Source organism: Thiomonas sp. X19, assembly GCF_900089495.1.
GTDB lineage: Bacteria > Pseudomonadota > Gammaproteobacteria > Burkholderiales > Burkholderiaceae_C > Thiomonas_A.
Genome location: NZ_LT605203.1, coordinates 1,935,443 through 1,954,418 on the forward strand (window position 1 = coordinate 1,935,443; position 18,976 = coordinate 1,954,418).

Below are 18,976 nucleotides of genomic sequence, written 5' to 3' on the forward strand. Positions count from 1 at the left end.
CGCGGCTCCGGGCTTGTACGGACAACCCTTATCCTGTACGGGAATTGCCCCTCCGCCGTCCGCATGCTGGCCACCAGCGTCGGCCGCGTGGTAGCGGCAAGCATCCCATCGGCAACCCGGAGGCGGCTGTTTCCTGCCAGCGGATTCAAGGGCATGCAGTCATCACCGCTCCCCGTCGCGGATCCAACCCGGAATGCCACTCGGCAGGACACCGAGCAAGCCACCCAGCGTCCACCCCAGAAGCGCGTCGAGATTCGCTGGGCTCGGGACGATTACCAGGCCGTGGTCCACAAAGCGCAGGCCTGCGGGCTGACCCTCAGCGCCTTCATTCGCCGCGCCACGATGGGTCGTCGGATCACTACCCTGACCGACCAGACCGCCATTGCCGAACTGCGACGCTTGGGGGGCCTGCTCAAACATCTCTATCCCAAGCAGGCCCATTGGACGGCGCAAGAGAAGAAGCGCTACTGGGCTGGTTACGAGCAGCTGCTGGAAGTCGTCAAGGCCATCGAGCGCCGGCTGTGATCCCCAAGGTCATCACACTGCGCAAGTCCGGACCGGCCCGGGGCGGCTTCACCGATGCACTCCAGTACGTCACCCGCGACGACCCGGCGTCCAGGGCCAGGGGGCTGGATCCCATTCCTGTGGAAGACATGGGTCTGGTCAACCTCGACGCTGATCTGGACACGGCGGAGCAACGTCGGTGGGCAGCCGCGATGATGAACGCCACCGCAGCCCGCTCGGTGCGCCTCCGCAAGAACCCGGTCTACCACTTGAGTCTGAGCTGGCCCGAGGGCGAGCATCCGAGTTGTCAGCAATGCACGCAGGCCGTCGATCATGTGATGACCTCCCTGGGGATGCAGGATTGCGAAGCCTTCTGGGCCCTGCACCGCGACACCGACCATGATCACCTGCATCTGATCGTCAACACCATCCATCCCCAGCTCGGCAAGAAGGTGGGCCCACCCCGGTTCGATTACGCAATCCTGCACAAGGCCTGCCGAGAGATCGAGATCCTCCAGGGCTGGAGCCATGACCATGGTGCCTGGGTCGTGGTGGAGCCCAAGCCGGGTCAGATCGCCATCCTGTCGCGCAAGCAGGCGCAGCAAATGGGGCTCTGGACGGAAGCCGACGTCCGCCGGCCCGCCATCAGCCGTGCAGCTGCCGCGGCCGAGCACCGACTCGGATCGGATTCCTTCCAGACCTGGGTGGCGGACAGGCCTGCCACCGATCTCAAGCAAGTCCTCAGCCGCCCAGGTGTGCAATGGGCCGACGCCCATGCCGTGTTGGCCAGGCATGGTGTCAGCCTCCAAGCCAAGGGTTCGGGGATGATTGCCTGCACCCGGCTGGACGACGGCCGTGTCCTGACCGCCAAGGCCTCGCAGCTCGGCCGCTGGGCGAGCAAGGCGGAACTGGAGAAGGTCCTCGGTCCCTATCAGGCACCCGCATCGAACCCGAAGCCTCAACGAAGCTACCAGCAGCAGATCCACGCCGACCGGGTGCGGGTTGAAACAGCCCGAGTCCATGGGTCGGTGCGCAACGAGGATCCGCAGCGCGCGGCCAGGCGTGAGGACCGTGCGCAGGCCCGCCTAGCCTTGGCCGCCCGCTTCCAGGCCGAGCAGGACCGGCTGAAGGCCGAGAGACCCAGGCAGCGCCAGGTCCTGCGGGACCAGCAGCAGGCGCAGCGCGCGGTCTTGGTTGCGGCACATCGGGTATCACGTCAACGCATCCGGCAACAAACCCGATCAAGCGCCATGGCCCCCAGCGTGGCCTTGTCGATCTGGGCGTTCCAGGCGGCCCGCGAACGCGAAGCCCTGCAGCAGCGGCAGGCCGAGGAACGCAAGGCCCTGACGGCCAGGCTGCCACGCACCGAGGTCTGGCGCAGCTGGCTGGAGCAACAAGCCGGGCAGGGCGATGAAGCCGCCCAGGCGGCACTGCGTGGGATCCGCTACCGCCAGCAGCGCAAGCGGTCGCATCCGCAGGACGGTATCGCCGGGGAGGAGCTCGACCCCTTGCGCCAGCTCACCGTGGCCGGCTTGCACGCCGCGATCGATCACCGCCGGCAACAGGTGATCTACCGCGGGCAGGACGGCAGTGCGAAGTTCACCGACACCGGCCCTCTGATCGTCCTGCATGACAAGGCGGACGCCACTCTGGAAGCCGCTTTGCGCATCGCGGCGCAGAAGTATGGCGGCCAGGTGGAGATCACCGGCAGCAGCGCCTTCCGCGAACGCGCGGCACGGCAGGCGGTCCGGCTCGGACTGGCGGTGAGCAATCCCGACCTGCAAGCCATCGTCCGGGATGCGCAGGGGCGGATGCAGGGGAGGGCTCACGGGCAGTACCAGGCAGGGCCTGACCGACCCCAGCAGGGCAAGGGCACCGATGCGGCCAAGCCGGTCGAGTCGGTGCCGCTTCTGCCGATGGTCGACCTGCAGCCGCTGGGTTCCAGGGAGGAGGGGAAGGATCTAGGGCGCTAACAGGGCCCTTGCGTTGCTGGGCGCCCCTCAGCCGTTTCCTGCCGGCCGATTCAGGGGAGGGCCCCCAGTTCGTGGGCCGATGCGGGAGTCGGCATGGCAGGAGATCGGACACGGGGTGAAGTGGTTACGGCACGATGAGCAGCGCACAGCAGGTGCATGCCCGGCACAGCGAGGCCTTGCGCCGCGCCATGGGGGTCGAGATCCTGGGTCCCCTGGACGATCCCCAGGTCGTCGAGATCCTGCTCAACCCGGACGGCACGCTCTGGGTGGAACGCCTGGGGGACTGCATGGTGTGCACGGGCAGGATCGAGGCCGTGCGCGCGCTGACCATCGTCAATACCATCGCCGCCATGCTGGACACCGTGGTGACAGCTGAGCGGCCGATCCTGGAATGCGAGTTGCCGCTGGACGGCAGCCGCTTCGAGGCGCTGATCCCTCCCCTGGTGGAGCGAGCCTGCTTTGCGCTGCGCAAGCGGGCCAGCCTGGTGTTCACGCTGGAGGACTACGTCGCCCAGGGCATCATGACCCAAGCGCAGCAGCAGGCGATCGAGCAGGCGGTGGCAGACCGGCGCAATATCCTCATCAGTGGCGGCACTGGAACGGGCAAGACCACGCTTGCCAATGCCATCCTGGACGGTATGGCCCGGTTGGACCCCAACCACAGGATCGTCGTGATCGAGGACACGCGCGAACTCCAGGTGCAGGCCCGGAACGTGGTGTTCCTGCGCACCAGCGAGACCACCGACATGACGCGCTTGCTGCGCGCCAGCATGCGCCTGCGGCCCGATCGCATCGTCGTTGGGGAGGTGCGTGATGGCAGTGCGCTGGCCTTGCTCAAGGCCTGGAACACCGGGCACCCCGGGGGCGTGGGAACGGTGCATGCCAATGATGCCGGCGCTGCGCTGGTTCGCCTCGGCCAGCTCGTGCAAGAGGCGGGGGTGCCGCCCAGTCCCGAGTTGATTGCCGAGGCGGTCAATGTGGTGGTGGCGATCCGGCGGACGGTGGAAGGGCGCAGGGTCGAGGAGGTGGCGGCGGTGCGGGGGTGGTCGGCAGGGGCTGGGTTTGGGGTCGAGCGTGTGGCGTGAGTGCAGCGGGATGAGGTCACCTGCTCAGGGGGGCCAGCTTGAACGACATGTCGGCGATCGATTCGGTGACGATCGCCATCGCCTGCCGCGTCTGGGGTTGAAAGATCAGTACCGCGCTGGGGGTCGACAGCAGGTACACCCCGGCGATGTCCTTGCCGTCTTTCAAATGAACCGTGATGATTTGTTGCGCGGGAGACGCGGGGGTCGAGGTCTTTGCCGTTCGGACCATGGGAGAGCAACCAATGGCTGCGCCGTGGGTGTCCTGGCAAATCAGGGCCGTGCCCGAGACGATGCCAATGAAAACAGGCGTAGAAAGTGCGAATGCGACAACGATCATCGCTATCGCCAGCAGCAGCACGAACAGCGGCGGAGTCAGCACACCAATGGCAATTGCCAGCATGGCCCTCCACCCTTTGCCGCGGAGAGTTGCCTTGGCCTTGGGGAGGCGAGCGGTGATTTGCTCCCACCTCCGCTGTCCCCTCCAGGGCTTATTGGAATCGGCGGCTGCTTGCTGTTGCTTATGGAAAAAGACAGTCAGCACGAAGAATGCGGCTAGGCCAATGACGAGGGCAATAGAAACCGCTTCGAGCCAGTTACTGTGCCATGGTTGAAAGAGCAGATAGCCAAAAAACGTGAACAGGTGATTGTTGAGATTGAAGGCAATTTTGCCAATCAGCGAAAGCAGGTAAAACATGCCGATCGAAGAGAGATCGATCAGATCGATCTGACCCTTGTACAGCGACGAATGGGGAATGCCCAGATGGCTCTCCACGGCCAGCGAAACACCGAACCCGATCAGGCACAGGGCGATGTAGATGATCGGAAGAACAAGGGCGAATTTAGCCAGGACGCTTGTTTCCGAACGAGGTGGTCTGGCGGTTGTTTGTTTTGCGTCGGAAGAAGAGGGCGTAGGCATAGGTGCGGTTGCAGGGGCGCATGCAGCGTGCGGTTGTTTGTGTGCTGTCGTCATCAATGGGTCCAGAACGAAAACGCCTCAATGGCCGTGCGCTTGCACGAGCAACTGCCACTCGATCCTGCCACGCCCGGCGGGATGCTGATGATGGTTTTGCGGCGGCAGCGTGTGCCCCTGCGCAATGCCAATCTCTTCCCCGCACACAACGCAACGATAAATGCCGGCGTACGGCGCAACGATGCCGGGCGGGTGTTTTTGATCGAATGCGTTGTTACTGTCCTGGCGGAGGTGGATTGCATATTTGAAGGATGCCATCGTGGATTCCATCGGTTTGGATGAGGATGAGGCGAAGTGCTGCAGGCTGCGAGCTGATCAATCTGTGTGATGAAATGCATCGGCTGATAAGAGTTGCCCTGGGCACACAGAAACGCAAACCATCTATCGTATTTTGGGCATCACGTGCAGCCACCTGTCAATCTTGACAGGGTGTGCAAGATGTCTAGAAGGTTCGATGGTCACCGCTTCCGCGTCGTTCTGGGCGCAGCTGAGGCGGTCAACCCAGCATCCCCAGCATTCCGGCTCGAATGACTGCGGCGGTCTTGTTCGGTGCATTCAGCTTGGTGATCGCATTGGCAATGTGAAAATTCGCCGTGCGCTCGGAGATGTTGAGGATGTCGGCGATCTCCGACGAGGTTTTCCCTTCCGCCGTCCAGCGCATCACCTCGATTTCGCGGGCGGTGAGTTGGGCTTCCGCTTCGGGCATCAGCTTGGCCGTGAGGATGCGCGACATCCCGAGATGCGCCATCTGCGTCAGCCAAGCCAGCTTGACCTCCTTGTCGCGCAGCTCGATCTCGGAGATCGGCTCCCCCGATCGCGACACCGACAACATCCCCATCGTGCTGTTCACGTCCCGGCTGGATTGCGCCCAGCCAACACACAAGCCGAACGATCGGGCTTCTTCCCAGAAATCGCGATTCGAGGTGAAAAACGCGTCCGACCAAACGACGGGCTGCAGGGAACGTGTGCCATGGCGGACCGTCGGGTCGACAGCGAGATAACCCTTCTCCTTGTATCGATCCTGCCAGGCACGCGGATAATTGGTCAGCAACAGCACCTTGGGTCGGGAGACCGGTAGTGGCGTACGCAGCCCATAGGAGCAATGGTCGAATCCGAGGGATTGGACCATTGAGACGACGACCTCGAACAATTGCGCGTCACACGTGATCGTCCGCAATGCATGGAGTTCGTGTTCTTGCCATCCCTTCACGGCCTTCTCCTGCGGACAGTCCTTGAGAGGGGCTGTCATATTTGACACTTGCCCTGTACTGTGTCGTCATGTAACGTATTCTGTTCGAACTTCGTCGAGGACGACAACCGTGATGCACGCCACTGTTACTCATGGGCCAGCGCTGGCCCGAGCACCCATGATGACCCTTTCAGATGACGGCTTAGTCCGTCTCACCCTGGACAGTTTAAGGGCGATCCCATTCATCCATCTGCTGTCCGGGTTGGATGAACATGACGGATCACCACCCTCCTGTGAAGGTGCAAATCTGGACCAGATCTCCGGCTACGCCGAATGGATGAGCACCGCGACCCCCGTGATCACCCTGGGCTGGGACTGGTGGCTGGATGTTTGCGCGACGCCGTTCGTCTACACCCGGCTTGGTTCCCCCCGGAGTAACGTGATGCTGGTGGATGCGCAGCACCATGATCTGGGCATGCGCAAAACCGACGCAGAACTGGAGCGCCTGATCGCCTCATGGCCCTGGCAAGGGGCTGTTGCGCAATTCATTAGTTCCCGCTACGCGTGATGACCTGTCAGAGCTGACAGTTACGCGTCCGTGTTGACGCAGGTTGAATACATCTCCAAGTATCTATGCCAATTGGAGGTGGTATGCAGATCGTGACAGGATCCCCAGCGCAGCTCCAGCAGGGCTTGCACACCAGCGTCGGGCGCTACCGACATCGGGTTTTCGTCGAGAAGCTGGAATGGAACGTCCCTTCCAAAGATGGCATTGAAGCCGACCAGTTCGATCGCCCGGACACCGTCTATGTTGTTGGCCGGGATGATCAGGGGCATGTCTGCGGCTGCGCCCGGCTACTGCCCACCACGCGCCCCTACCTCCTGGGCGAGGTTTTCCCACAACTATTGAACGGCCTCGCCCCACCTGCATCCCCGGATGTCTGGGAGTTATCGCGCTTCGCGGCCACGGATTTCAACAGTCAGACCACGTCAGCGCTGGGAAAGATGTCCTCAGAAGCGGCCATCGCATTGATGCGCGCGTCTATTGTTTGCGCTGCGGAGCAAGGGGCCAAGCGGCTGATTATGGTGACCAATATTGGGGTGGAAAGGTTGCTGCGGAGGGCTGGCTTCCAGGCGCACCGCGCGGGGCCTCCCATGATTATTGATAGGCATCCGATTTTTGCGTGCTGGGTTTCATGTACCTGAATCCGCGTGTTTTCACGAGATCTTCCGCCTTAATTTAGATCGCCATGGAAATAATCGCCTTATTATCCGAGCATCGAGCCAGATCTGCAGCGTTGCAGGCGAAATTTCGGTCCGCTGACAATGGGGCCTCAAAGGCGATGTTCACTCAGCCAGTGAATCGCACTCCGCCGCTAGCTTCCTCAGATATCTTGGAACTGCAGCATTTTGCAGCCGTGGATTTTGACAGTCGAGCCACTGTCTGAAGTATACCGCCATGTGGTTACTCCAGCTTTCAATTATAATCCTAGCTTGTCATACATGCGGATGGATTGCAGAACATCTCGGCCAGTGCCGCGTGGTTGGCGAAATCATTGCTGGAATCTTGCTCGGCCCATCGGTATTTGGCGCACTTACGCCATCATTTTATGGTGCAATGTTTGCGCCGATCGCTTCGCCTAGCATGTCGCAACTTGGCGAAGTTGGACTGGTGCTGCTGATGTTCGAGATCGGATTACACAGCTACAGGCGCGCCCCAGGGTCGATCTCCAGCCTTTATCTGCCTGGAATTGTTGCAAGTCTAGGCTTCGTGGCACCTTTCGTTGGTGGAGTGGTTGTCGCACTGTCGTCGAAGGACATGCTCGCGCCAGGCGTTCCAGCTCTGCCGTACACCCTGTTCTGCGGCACCGCACTGTCTGTGTCTGCTGTGCCCGTCATGGCACGGATGGTCGTAGATCTCGATCTAGGCCGGTACCCGGCTGCATCTGCCGCGCTATCTGCCGCCATAATCACCGACGTAGCCGGCTGGCTGCTGCTCGCGCTTGTTGCATCGCTCTCTACTGCCGAGGCTAGTGTTGCCAACAGCGTGCGCAGTGTTTTCGAACTCACGGCCTATCTCGCCTGCTGCATCGTAGCGACACGCTACGTGATCAGCCCGATCATTCTGCAAGAAATCCGTCGCAATAGCTTACGAGCGGTGATGACCATCGTAGTTTGCTTTGTCTTCGCGTCGGCCTGGGTCACGTCTAACCTCGGCTTCCATAGTGCCTTCGGCGCATTATTGCCAGGTATGCTGTTGCGCGAAATTCAAAAATTGCGTGAACTGTGGGATCAGTGGTTTGGTGGTTTCATCCGCATTGTTCTAATGCCGGTGTTTTTTTCCTATACAGGCCTGCATACATCCATTTCTGCAATCGATGGCTACAGCTCGTGGTTCTGGCTCAGCATGTTCCTCTGCGTAGGTTTTATTGGCAAATTTTCCGGCTCATACTTTGGGGCACGCTTGGCTCGCCAGTCTGCGAATGACGCAGCAATTATCGGATCGTTGATGAACGCGCGAGGGCTAATGGAATTAATCGTGTTGTCCGTTGGCCTGCAGTTGAACATTTTGCCGCTTCGAGTCTACTCGATGCTGGTGATATTTGCGCTGATTACTACCGCGATGGCAGCCCCACTCGTACGCTTCTACACTCGTCGCAAATCCATGGCGTGTCAGGCATCTAACCTTATTCCTCCTTAGGGAAGCGCTGAACAAATGACGTTGCGGTGACGGGTTCTGGACCAGCGGCGGAGCGCTGCTTCAAAATGATGCAGATGCGGTCGAAATGGCTCAGAAATCAGGCCCAAACAGACGCCTGGGGGCGTTTTTCCCTCCACTTTTCAAATGCCGGACGCACCTCGGGCGCCGAGGTTCAAAATATGGCGGCGCGCGAGCATCAAATTGGCCATGCCGAACAGCGTGAGCAGTTGCGCGGCGTTCTTGGCCAGGCCGCGGTAGCGGGTCTTGCGATGCCGGAAGAGGTTCTTCACAACGTGGAAGGGATGCTCGACCTTGGCCCGCAGGCTGGCCTTGATCTGCTCGACCCACTCCAGCTTCTCGCCCCAGCCGTGCTGGGGCAGCGCCCGCCGCTTGCCGGGGCGCATGGCGACATGCCAGTTGACCGGGACACCGACGCTCTCCTCGCGCTTGTCCACGCCCGCGTAGCCAGCGTCGCCGAAGGCATCCTCCTCGTCGCCGTGCAGCAGCGCCTGAGCCTGGGTCACGTCGGCCACGTGGGCCGCCGTGCCGATGACCGTATGCACCAAACCCGATTCGGCATCGACGCCGATGTGCGCCTTCATGCCGAACTTCCACGCGTTGCCCTTCTTCGTCTGGTGCATCTCGGGATCGCGCGCTCTCGCCTCGTTCTTCGTCGACGGGGGCGCGGCAATGATCGTCGCATCCACCACGGTCCCGCGCCGCAGGAACAGGCCCTTCGCCGCCAGGTGCGCGTTGATCGTCGTGAAGATCACATCCGTCAACTGCTTGTCTTCCAGCAGGCGCCGGAACTTCAACAGCGTCGTGGCATCCGGTGCCGTTTCGCGCCCCAGGTCGATGCCCACGAACCGGCGAATCGCCTGGCTGTCGTAGACCGCATCCTCGATCCCCTCGTCCGACAACCCCAGGCAGTTCTGCACGATGTACATGCGCAGCATGCGCTCCAGACCGATCGGCGGACGGCCCCGTCCGCCGCCCTTGGGATAGTGCCGCTCGATCGCGGCAACCAACTCGCCCCACGGCGTCATCACCTCGATCTCGCCGAGCAACCGGTCCCGCCTGGTCACACGCGCCTTGCTCGCGTACTCGTACTCAGAAAAGCTCGTCTGCACTGCCGTTCCTCGTGGTTGGCCACCCCTCACCATTGTCCCAGTTCAAGCTCGGCTCGACCACCCCGTCACGGTCGGGCGAATAAATCAGTGCTTCCTTAGACCCCGCAATCCATCGTTAACACCTTGATCCATTCAAGGTTTGAGATAAGCAAAGCCATCTTTCTCTAATTGCATGATGCGTACCACACCCCCCGGCACGACCACGGCTTGCGGCACCAGTTCAGGCAGGTGCCCAAGCGTCTTGGCCATCGCCTCCATGGTGACGTGGCAGGCGTCGAATTCGATGCCTTCGGCGTCTTCGGATGCGATGCGGGCTGCCAAGGGGCTGTTCTTCAAAAGCACTTTCAGACCCGGCCCATACGCCACGATCACAACACGTGCTTTATCGTGCCCAAAATAATCGAGGACGTTCTGCGCATTGTTCAGCGTGAGGCTCCACAACGCGGGGTTGGCCTCGCTGATCTGCAGGACCAGGTTGTACTGCGCAAACGGCAGCTTGTGCACGAAGGTGGGGTGGTCGAATCTGAAATCTCTCAGCATGGACGGATTGGCGGCTTGCGCCAGCGCCATGCCGCCCATGGCCATCCCTGCGGCCAACAGGGTGTGACGCGCCAGGCGCCTCCAATCTCGCTTATGCATCTTTGCATCCTCGGGTTGCGTGGAAAATTCATGCATTCCTATCGACCGGGGGCTGCAAAAATCGACCGCCTACTGCAAGTCGTCGCGGCCGGCTGTGCCATTCCCTGGCGGTTAGGTCTGGGGAATTGTGCGCCTTATCCGCAATAAAGCTAACGCATTATTATGTTTGGTGACATCCATAATTTTCATGGATTCAACGTCAATCCGCACCAATCATCCGCATCGTTGCGGATTGATTCACCAGAAAACATCGCGCAGATTAAATATAAGTTAGCGCTTATATCAACATCAATATCAATGAGATCCGAGATGAAGCCGGGCATCATGGATCGCCCTCTCAAAGCCTGCGCGAGAAGGTTGCAACAGTTTTGCGTACATCAGCCGTGGTGCGTTCGGATCCAGTCATCGGCAATGCGATGACTTCGTCTCAATGCCTAGCCCCCAGCGGCTTGAGCAGCGATCGCATGCAGGACCTTGGTCATGGTCAGAATGGGCTGGGCCGAGGGACTGATGGCGTAGCGCTGGGCGAACACCGCAGGGTCGGTATAGCCCAACCAGACCCGATGCTCGGCGTCTTCCCAGACCAGCATTTTCAAAGGCAGCCCAAGTCCTGCCTGTTGGTTCATCTGCATCAACTTCGTGCCCAAGGCCGGATTGCCGAAGATCACCAGCTTGGTGGGCCGAAGTTCCAGCCCCGCCTTGTGCGCCAAGCCGCTGTGATCCACCACCGCCACGATGTGCAAATGGCGTTGCTGGACCGCGTGTTCCAAGTGCTGCAGCGTCTGCGCAACCGTATGCGTGCTGCGCACCTCAATCACTCGCGGGGCTTGTGCCCAGGCGCTCTGGACCAGAACAAATGCGGCAGCAAAGGCCAGCAGGAATTTGGACATCTCAATCTCCTTGTTGATCGGGTTCCAGTCATCCATCACAAATCACTCGGATTCGTGCGCCAGCACCCAGCGATTGCTGGCGATGCCTGGCAGGCGTTGGAGCACCTGGCCGTTGCGCAGATCGACCACCACGGACTCGTGGCGGTTCTCGATGGTCGTGATGGCCTCGGCGCCATGGGGCAGCACCGCGAGGCCGCTGAGCTTGTCGGGACCTGCCTTGCCGACAGCGACCTTGACCTCACCCAGATAGCGCGGCCCGGTGGTGGAGAACCGAAGAATATGCCCGGAGAACCCAGCCGCGTACACGCTGTTCTGGTCGGGACTGACCGCCAGTTGCATGAACCCAGCCGTGGCGGCGGGGATTTTGGCGTACGCAAAATGGGGATCGACCTCAGCCGTGGGCATGCTGAAGATCGCGTTGGTCACGGGATTGAATGCGCTCATCACACCGCTCTGGATGTCCGCAGAGAACAACAGCCCGCGCGCCCAGACCAGATCGCCGGAATGGCCGATGGGGATCCGCCGCAGGATGTGACCGGTGGAGGGATCGATATCGGCGATGGCCGTATCCATATTGCCACCCACATACAAGTGGCTGGCGTCCGCGTTGAACGCCAGCGCATTGCCACCAACCGATATCTCGTAGCGCAACGCATCATCGCGGGTTGAGTACGCCGCCAAAGCCTTGCCGGAGAGCACGAACACCAGACGGTGGTCGGGCGAGACGACTGCCACGCGCCCACCCGGGATGCTCTTGAATTGCCGGACTGGTTTGTCTGTACGGAGGTCGATCACATTGGTGGTCCCGGCAAGACTCGGGATGAAGACTTGGTGGTCCTGCGCATTCACACCGACAAAAAAGCTATTCCCCTTGGGGGTGCCGGCCTGGCCAAAGGCCACCACATGCGCAGCATTGCCGGGCCAGCGCACCACTGCCATCTTGCCCGGGCCGCCCCCCATGGGTGGGGCCGGGAAGGCTCCGACCAAGAGCGCGGATGTGCCCGCCGGGGAGGCATATGCAGGAGCGGCGGGAGCCGCCACAGCCATCAGTGCGAACAAGGCAAGGCTGGACAGACGCAAGCAGGGTTTCATCGGGCAAAGTTCCTTGGGGTTGGGTGGAAGGGGGGGACGACGGCTGCATGGGTGCAAGCCGCCTCGAGCAAGTGCAAATCAACCGACGCGGGGACTTCGGGGGGATCGGGTTGCATACTCCCCAGTGGATGGGTCGGAATAGGCTAAAGTTCCTGACACCCCGATGGGCATAAAGACGTATCCGCGTGCTACCGTCGCTTGGGGCGAAGGGGTCGCGAACAGCTCACCCCGCGCAACACGATAGTTGTGTCACGTCCTTGGTGAAGGTCTGGGCGGCCAGCTTCAGGCCTTCCACCATGGTCAGGTAGGGGAACAACTGATCGGCCAGTTCCTGCACCGTCATGCGGTTGCGGATGGCGAGTGCCGCTGTCTGGATGAGTTCACCGGCTTCGGCAGCCACCGCTTGCACGCCGATCAGGCGTCCGGAGCCGACTTCGGCGACCAGCTTGATGAAACCCCGGGTGTCGAAGTTGGCCAGGGCTCTGGGCACGTTCTCCAAACTCAGCGTGCGGCTGTCGGTCTGGATGTGTTGGCGATGAGACAGCGGTCGAAGCGGACCGTACGCACCGTGTACCAGGGTGTAACCGTCCTGGAACCGANGCAACAAGAAGTTGGCCGACATCTGCTTTGTCCTCAACTATGAGGACGTCCATGTGGTGGCCTACGCCCTTAAGAAGTTGGTTGCCGCCGGCCTTGCACAGACCGAGAAGATCGGCAAGGAGGTGTTCTACAGCCCGACATCTGCGGGCGAAGAGGCCGTGTACAAATACCGAGAGGTGCGGGAGCAGTGTCTGATCGCCAATCTTGATGCGCAGATGAACCAGGATCTCGGAGAAGTCGCGCGCATGCTCCGGACCATGAGCGGCCTTTATGACCAAGCGGCGCGCGCTGCTAGTTCACTCTGATGCAGTTTTAGTTGAGTGGGCACCTTGGACGTCGCAGCGAAGTCCGTCCCTTGGGACCAGGAAACACTGCGCATCTCCAGCGACTTACTTGAGAGAGTCACTCGATACTCCCTACCAAAACCATCAACATTCCGATGAGCAACATGCAAGACAACAACCTGAGCACATCCGGGCGCTGGCAATTCTGGGTCGACCGTGGCGGCACCTTCACCGATATCGTGGCGCGCAAGCCTGATGGGACTCTTCTCGCCCACAAGCTGCTTTCGGAGAATCCGGAGCAGTACCGCGACGCAGCAGTGGCGGGCATCCGGCAACTGCTGGGCCTGGCGCCTGATGCGTCGATCACGCCGGATCGGGTGGAGTGCGTGAAGATGGGCACGACCGTGGCGACCAACGCGCTGCTGGAACGCAAGGGCGAGCCGGTGGCGCTGGTGACGACGCGGGGCTTTCGCGATGCCTTGCGCATCGCCTACCAGAACCGGCCGCGGCTATTCGACCGCCATATCGTGCTGCCCGAGTTGCTGTACCAGCACGTCATCGAGGCTGACGAACGCCTGGGTGCTGACGGCGAGGTCGTGCGCGCGCTGGATGAAGGGGACCTGCGCACGCGGTTGCAAGAGGCGTTCGACGCCGGCTTGCGCGCGGTGGCCATCGTATTCATGCATGGCTATCGCTACGCTGTCCATGAGCAGGTGGCAGGGAAGATCTCCCGCGACATCGGGTTCACACAAGTCAGCACCTCGCACGAAACCAACCCGCTGATGAAGTTTGTCTCGCGCGGCGACACCACCGTGGTGGACGCCTATCTCTCGCCCATCCTGCGGCGCTATGTGGACCAGGTCGCGGCCGAGATGCCGGGGGTGCGGCTGCTGTTCATGCAGTCCAGCGGCGGTCTGACCGAGGCGCATGCGTTTCGCGGCAAGGACGCCATCCTGTCGGGGCCGGCGGGCGGCATCGTCGGCATGGCGCGCACGGCGGAAATGGCAGGCCACCAACGGGTGATCGGCTTCGACATGGGCGGCACCTCCACCGATGTGTCGCATTACGCCGGTAGCTTCGAGCGCGCCTTCGAGACCCAGGTGGCCGGGGTGCGCGTGCGCGCGCCCATGATGAGCATCCACACGGTGGCGGCTGGCGGGGGCTCGATGCCGCACTTCGACGGCGCGCGTATGCGCGTGGGGCCCGATTCGGCTGGGGCCAACCCCGGGCCGGCCTGCTACCGGCGCGGAGGACCCCTCACCGTGACCGACGCCAATGTGATGCTGGGCACCATCCAGCCGGCGCATTTCCCCTCCGTGTTCGGTCCGCAGGGCAATCAGCCGCTGGATGCCGAGACCGTGCACCGCCACTTCACCGAACTTGCGGCGCGGATCGCGCGAGACACGGGCCGCGCCCAGACGCCCGAGGGCGTGGCCGAGGGCTTCGTGAACATTGCGGTGCAGGCCATGGCGGGGGCCATCAAGCGCATCTCGGTGGCGCGCGGGCACGACGTCACGCGCTACACCCTGCAATGCTTTGGCGGCGCCGGGGCGCAGCACGCCTGCCGTGTGGCCGATGCGTTGGGCATGGAGCGCGTGTTCATCCATCCCCTGGCCGGTGTGCTGTCGGCCTACGGCATGGGGCTGGCCGAACAAACGGTGATACTGGAGCGCAGCGTGGAGGTTGAACTCGATGCTGAAGCGGGAGCGCACATCGACGAAGCGCTCCGGGGCTTGTCCGTCGCAGCCCGCGAGCAGTTACTCGGGCAGGGGGTAGCACTCGATCGCATCCATGTACTGCAGCGCGTGCATGTGCGCTACCAGGGCACAGATTCCGTGCTGGCGGTTGACGCGGGCAGTCTCAAAGAAATCACGCAGCGCTTCGAACAAAGCTATCAACAGCGCTTCGCACACCTGCTGCCTTCGCGTCCGCTTGTGGTGGAGTCAGTATCGGTGGAAGCCGCTGGCGGCGGCGACGTCATACGCGAGAGTCAGCTCGAAGATGCCGTAGAGGATGCGATGCCGATCCGGGATCGTATCCAGCTCTACAGTGGCGGCGTTTGGCATGACGCCGCGCTCGTATTGCGCAACATCGGTGCGCCCGGCCAGCGAATTGATGGGCCAGCGGTCATTGCCGATGCCAATACCACGATTGCCGTTGAACCCGGTTGGCGGGCGCGCATCACAGCGCTGAACCATCTGGAACTCACGCGCATCGCCCCACGGGCCGCCGCTTCGACGCACGACACCAAGGCTGACCCGGTGCTGCTGGAGGTGTTCAACAACCTGTTCATGAACATCGCCGAACAAATGGGGGCGCAACTGCAGAACACGGCGGTGTCGGTGAACATCAAGGAGCGGCTGGACTTTTCCTGCGCGTTGTTCGACGTCGAAGGCAACCTCATCGCCAACGCGCCGCACATGCCGGTGCACCTGGGGTCGATGGGCGAGAGCATATGCACCGTGATCCAGCGCAACGCCGGCAGCCTGCGACCCGGCGATGTGTTCATGCTCAACGACCCTTACCACGGCGGCACGCATCTGCCCGATGTGACCGTGGTCACGCCGGTGTTCGATGCCACTGGCCGCAGCGTGCTGTTCTTCGTCGCCTCGCGTGGTCACCACGCCGACATCGGCGGCACCACCCCCGGCTCCATGCCGCCGTTCTCCCGCAGCATCGAGGAGGAGGGCGTGGTGATCGACAACTTCAAGCTGGTGGCGCAAGGGCGCTTGCGTGAAGCCGAGATCCTGGCCTTGCTGGCGAGCGGCAACAACCCGGCGCGCAATCCGCAGCAGAACCTCGCCGACCTCAAGGCGCAGATCGCGGCCAATGCGAAAGGCGCGCAGGAGCTGCAGCAACTGGTGGCGGACTACGGCCTGGCGGTGGTGCAGGCCTATATGCGCCATGTGCAGGACAACGCCGAGCAGGCCGTGCGCCGCGTGATCGGCGCCTTGCACGACGGCAGCTTCGTGCTCGATCTGGACAACGGCGCGCGCATCGCGGTGGCGATACGCGTGGACCAGGCAGCGCGCAGCGCCGTCATCGATTTCACCGGCACCTCGCCGCAGCAGGCCAACAACTTCAACGCGCCAAGGGCCGTGACCATGGCGGCGGTGCTCTACGTCTTCCGCTGCCTGGTGGACGACGACATTCCGCTCAACGCCGGTTGCCTCAAGCCGCTGCAGGTCCTCATTCCCGAGGGCTCGATGCTGGCGCCCGCATCACCGGCCTCGGTCGTGGCCGGCAATGTGGAAACCTCGATGTGCATCACCAACGCCCTGTTCGGCGCCCTCGGCGTGCAGGCAGCCAGCCAGTGCACGATGAACAACTTCACCTTCGGCAACGCCCGCCACCAGTATTACGAAACCATCGCCGGCGGCTCCGGCGCAGGCGGCGTGTTCGACGCGCAGGGCCGGCTCACTGGCGGCTTCGACGGCACGGCGGTGGTGCAGACCCATATGACCAACTCGCGCCTGACCGACCCGGAGGTGCTGGAGTTCCGCTATCCGGTGCGGTTGGAGAGCTTCACCATCCGCGAGGGTTCGGGCGGCGCGGGGCGCTGGAGGGGCGGGGACGGCGGCGTGCGGCGCATCCGCTTCCTGGAGCCGATGACCGCTTCCATCCTGTCGAATGGCCGCAAGGTGGCGGCTTTCGGCATGGCGGGCGGTCAGCCAGGTGCCCTGGGCATCAACCGCGTCGAGCGGGCGGGCGGGCTGATACAGCGACTGGGGCCCACGGCCAGCGTGGAGATGCAAGCGGGGGATGTGTTCGTCATCGAAACCCCCGGAGGCGGGGGTTTCGGCGAAGCTCTTGTTTGAACTCGCATGTTCACAATGCGCTAGTCCCAGTAGTGTCCGGCTAAATCTCGAACAGATTCAATTGGTTAGCGATCAAGGCAAGTTCGTGTTGGGTGCGATCGGGCTGCAAGGCGCACGAAAGCTGGGTTTTCTCGAAAACCGAGACCGACAGAATCTGTAGACATGTGTAAAGCGATGCATCGAGGTGAAGCTCCTTTTTGATGACGGCGGTCAGCACGTACGTGGCAATGGCGCACCAGATTTGCGTCTTCACCGCGTTCTCGCTGGTGGGTTGGCTTCCGCCACCGCCACAATGTCCACCGCCTGGTCTTGCTGCTTGAGTAGCGCATCCAAAAAAATCGAGCCCGCGCTGCGCTGCCTCCGGAGTGTTGGCGCCGACCGAAAATTGACCGTTGGGCATGACGGCGGCTGCACCTGCGGTCCGTAATTCACCCTTGCTTCTGCAGCAGTTCAGAGTGTCGATGCATGCGCACCGTCCATGCCGCGCCACCCATGGTCAGCACAAGGCAAAGAACCGTCACACCGGTCCATCCCCATCGGCTCAAGACCAAGGGACCCATGATCGAGCCGGCGGCTCCTGCCGCGTAATAGATGAACATATAGACGCTGTAGATTCGACTGCGCGCTTCAGCATCAATCGCCATGAGTCGCGTCTGGTTCGCCACCTGAGCCGCAAAGCAGCCGACGTCGAACAGCACGATTCCAGCGATGGTGAGTGGAAGAGACTGTGGCCACAGCCCCAGCATGGCGACACCGGCCATGACCAAGAACAGTCCGGATAGGATCAAGGGGCGAGCACCAAAGCGGTCGGCGAGTCGACCGGCGGGGCGTGTTGCCAATAGTCCAGCACCTCCCGCAAAACCCAGTAGACCTGCCTGTGTGGTGTTCAGGTGCAATGGGGCTGTGGAGACCTGCAGCATCAGTGTGACCCACAACATACTGAACACAAAAAACCAACAGGCCCCGACGAGCGCTCCTTCTCGCAGCAATGCATGCTTGCGCAGCAGCGTCGGCAGTGACGTCAGCAATGCGGCGTAGCCCTGCGAACTTCGTTCACGCTGATCGGGGAGCAAGCGCAACGACAGAGCGGTAAAGATCAACGCGCAGAGCCCAAATCCCGTCAACATCATCCGCCAACTGCTGGCCTGCGCCAAGGATCCACCGACGAAGCGACTGAGCAGGATTCCAGCCGAAATGCCCGCGGCTACCGTTCCAACCATGCGGCCTCGCTGTTGGGGTTCTGCGATGCGAAACGCGATCGTCTGCAGGTGAACGGCGTTCGTGGCCATCGCACCGACCCACACACAGGCCAGCAAGAGCGACAAAAACGTGGGAGAAACCGCCGCCCAGAACAACGCCACGGCCAGGAGCCCAAATTGCCAGACCACCAGCCGCGAAGCACTGAGCCGATCCCCCAAGGGAACCAGCAGCACGATCCCCAGCATGTAACCGATCTGTAGACACCCGGCGATCCATCCTGTCGAAGCAAGCGGGATGTGGAGTGTCCTGGCCACATCAGGTAAGGCCGGTTGAAGGGCATAGTTATTGGCAATCGCCATCCCCGCCGCAAGGGCGATGAAAGCGGTCAGCCCAGACCCGTGTTTCTCCAGTTCAGGCTGACAAACCGTATTCACTGAATCTCCGCCGTTCAGGATGCGGTCGCGTCGGACTTCGTCTTGACTGCCGTGATCTCGACCTCGACGAGCATTTCGGGATCAACGAAGGGCAGAACATGCAGCAGGGTCAGAGCGGGCCGAATCGCCCCAAAAACCTCCCCGTGCGCCCTACCAGCATCCTTCCATGTCTGGATATTCGTGAGATAGAGCCGGCTCTGCACCACGTCATCAAAGCCAAAGCCCGCGTCGGCCAGTACCTTTCCAAGTTTTTCCAAGATATAGCGTGTCTGTGCGTACACATCGCTGCCGACGACCTTGCCATCGGGACCGCCAGCAGCGGTTGCCGAAACGTAGAGCGAACTTCCGCTTTGAACGGCCCGCGAATAACCGACGGTTTGCTCCCAAGTCGAGCCTGAGGAATAGAGCTTTCGCATGCTGGTGATCTCCGGTTGCGTGCAGTTCCATTAACTACACTACTGCGGTAG

The 18,976-nt window shown here is 61.9% G+C and carries 18 protein-coding genes and 2 pseudogenes; 8 read left to right on the top strand and 12 right to left on the bottom strand.

All coding sequences use genetic code 11. The features are described 5' to 3' along the window. Positions 1-153: 153 nt before the first annotated feature. The 3 genes from THIX_RS09120 to trbB all read left to right on the top strand — a co-directional run bounded on the left by THIX_RS09120 (position 154) and on the right by trbB (position 3,562). Positions 154-525 carry a hypothetical protein gene (locus THIX_RS09120; RefSeq protein ID WP_146748489.1) on the top strand — a complete coding sequence of 124 codons (372 nt, stop codon included), beginning with the start codon at positions 154-156 and terminating at the stop codon, positions 523-525. Further along, positions 522-2,477 (top strand): TraI/MobA(P) family conjugative relaxase, encoded by a 1,956-nt coding sequence (gene traI / locus THIX_RS09125; protein WP_112485991.1) that lies wholly within the window; start codon positions 522-524, stop codon positions 2,475-2,477. Before THIX_RS09120 ends, traI begins: the two co-directional genes overlap by 4 nt. 134 nt (positions 2,478-2,611) lie before the next feature. Further along, a complete protein-coding gene (trbB, locus tag THIX_RS09130) occupies positions 2,612-3,562 on the top strand; it encodes a P-type conjugative transfer ATPase TrbB (RefSeq protein ID WP_112485992.1) in 951 nt (316 codons plus the stop codon). 16 nt (positions 3,563-3,578) lie between these two features. Here trbB and THIX_RS09135 read toward each other — a convergent pair whose 3' ends face one another. From THIX_RS09135 to THIX_RS09145, 3 genes are all read right to left on the bottom strand, one after another. Further along, complete coding sequence (locus tag THIX_RS09135) at positions 3,579-4,532, bottom strand: hypothetical protein (protein WP_146748490.1); 954 nt, start codon at positions 4,530-4,532, stop codon at positions 3,579-3,581. Between the two features lie 24 nt (positions 4,533-4,556). Then, a complete protein-coding gene (locus tag THIX_RS09140; protein ID WP_112488275.1) occupies positions 4,557-4,790 on the bottom strand; it encodes a hypothetical protein in 234 nt (77 codons plus the stop codon). Between the two features lie 238 nt (positions 4,791-5,028). Then, positions 5,029-5,742, bottom strand: coding sequence for an autoinducer binding domain-containing protein (locus THIX_RS09145; protein ID WP_233224475.1), 714 nt, complete (start codon positions 5,740-5,742; stop codon positions 5,029-5,031). 157 nt (positions 5,743-5,899) lie between these two features. Between THIX_RS09145 and THIX_RS09150 the strand changes: the two genes are divergently transcribed. The 3 genes from THIX_RS09150 to THIX_RS09160 all read left to right on the top strand — a co-directional run bounded on the left by THIX_RS09150 (position 5,900) and on the right by THIX_RS09160 (position 8,422). Continuing rightward, on the top strand, positions 5,900-6,289 hold the full coding sequence (locus THIX_RS09150) for a DUF4902 domain-containing protein (RefSeq protein WP_233224476.1): 390 nt from the start codon (positions 5,900-5,902) through the stop codon (positions 6,287-6,289). A gap of 83 nt (positions 6,290-6,372) precedes the next feature. Next, the gene (locus THIX_RS09155; RefSeq protein WP_112485996.1) at positions 6,373-6,927 is read left to right on the top strand and encodes an acyl-homoserine-lactone synthase; all 555 of its coding nucleotides are present in this window, start codon (positions 6,373-6,375) and stop codon (positions 6,925-6,927) included. 253 nt (positions 6,928-7,180) lie between these two features. Then, positions 7,181-8,422: a cation:proton antiporter gene (locus THIX_RS09160; RefSeq protein WP_112485997.1), complete on the top strand. Its 1,242-nt coding sequence runs from the start codon at positions 7,181-7,183 to the stop codon at positions 8,420-8,422. Positions 8,423-8,562: 140 nt separating this feature from the next. On the opposite strand, the gene THIX_RS09165 is transcribed toward THIX_RS09160, so the two are convergent. The 6 genes and pseudogenes from THIX_RS09165 to THIX_RS09185 all read right to left on the bottom strand — a co-directional run. Continuing rightward, positions 8,563-9,585: an IS5 family transposase gene (locus THIX_RS09165; RefSeq protein ID WP_112485998.1), complete on the bottom strand. Its 1,023-nt coding sequence runs from the start codon at positions 9,583-9,585 to the stop codon at positions 8,563-8,565. A gap of 99 nt (positions 9,586-9,684) precedes the next feature. Then, a complete protein-coding gene (locus THIX_RS09170; protein WP_233224477.1) occupies positions 9,685-10,137 on the bottom strand; it encodes a DsrE family protein in 453 nt (150 codons plus the stop codon). Positions 10,138-10,376: 239 nt separating this feature from the next. Further along, the gene (locus THIX_RS23365; protein WP_158540844.1) at positions 10,377-10,517 is read right to left on the bottom strand and encodes a hypothetical protein; all 141 of its coding nucleotides are present in this window, start codon (positions 10,515-10,517) and stop codon (positions 10,377-10,379) included. Between the two features lie 108 nt (positions 10,518-10,625). After that, positions 10,626-11,081 (bottom strand): DUF302 domain-containing protein, encoded by a 456-nt coding sequence (locus THIX_RS09175; RefSeq protein ID WP_158540845.1) that lies wholly within the window; start codon positions 11,079-11,081, stop codon positions 10,626-10,628. A gap of 42 nt (positions 11,082-11,123) precedes the next feature. Then, complete coding sequence (locus THIX_RS09180; RefSeq protein WP_158540846.1) at positions 11,124-12,041, bottom strand: YncE family protein; 918 nt, start codon at positions 12,039-12,041, stop codon at positions 11,124-11,126. 355 nt (positions 12,042-12,396) lie between these two features. After that, positions 12,397-12,702 (bottom strand): annotated as a pseudogene (locus THIX_RS09185) (mercuric reductase); the annotation flags it as partial. 82 nt (positions 12,703-12,784) lie between these two features. Here THIX_RS09185 and THIX_RS09190 point away from each other — a divergent pair. Then, entirely contained in the window at positions 12,785-13,078 is a 294-nt protein-coding gene (locus THIX_RS09190; RefSeq protein ID WP_112486001.1) for a winged helix DNA-binding protein, read from the top strand. Positions 13,079-13,221: 143 nt separating this feature from the next. Continuing rightward, positions 13,222-16,875 (top strand): hydantoinase B/oxoprolinase family protein, encoded by a 3,654-nt coding sequence (locus THIX_RS09195; RefSeq protein WP_112488277.1) that lies wholly within the window; start codon positions 13,222-13,224, stop codon positions 16,873-16,875. A 40-nt stretch (positions 16,876-16,915) separates the two neighbouring features. On the opposite strand, the pseudogene THIX_RS09200 reads toward THIX_RS09195, so the two are convergent. From THIX_RS09200 to THIX_RS09210, 3 genes and pseudogenes are all read right to left on the bottom strand, one after another. After that, positions 16,916-17,143: pseudogene (locus THIX_RS09200) on the bottom strand (IS4 family transposase); the annotation flags it as partial. A 160-nt stretch (positions 17,144-17,303) separates the two neighbouring features. Further along, positions 17,304-18,509 carry an MFS transporter gene (locus tag THIX_RS09205; protein ID WP_146748492.1) on the bottom strand — a complete coding sequence of 402 codons (1,206 nt, stop codon included), beginning with the start codon at positions 18,507-18,509 and terminating at the stop codon, positions 17,304-17,306. Positions 18,510-18,523: 14 nt separating this feature from the next. Next, a complete protein-coding gene (locus THIX_RS09210) occupies positions 18,524-18,925 on the bottom strand; it encodes a RidA family protein (RefSeq protein WP_112486003.1) in 402 nt (133 codons plus the stop codon). Positions 18,926-18,976 lie beyond the last annotated feature (51 nt).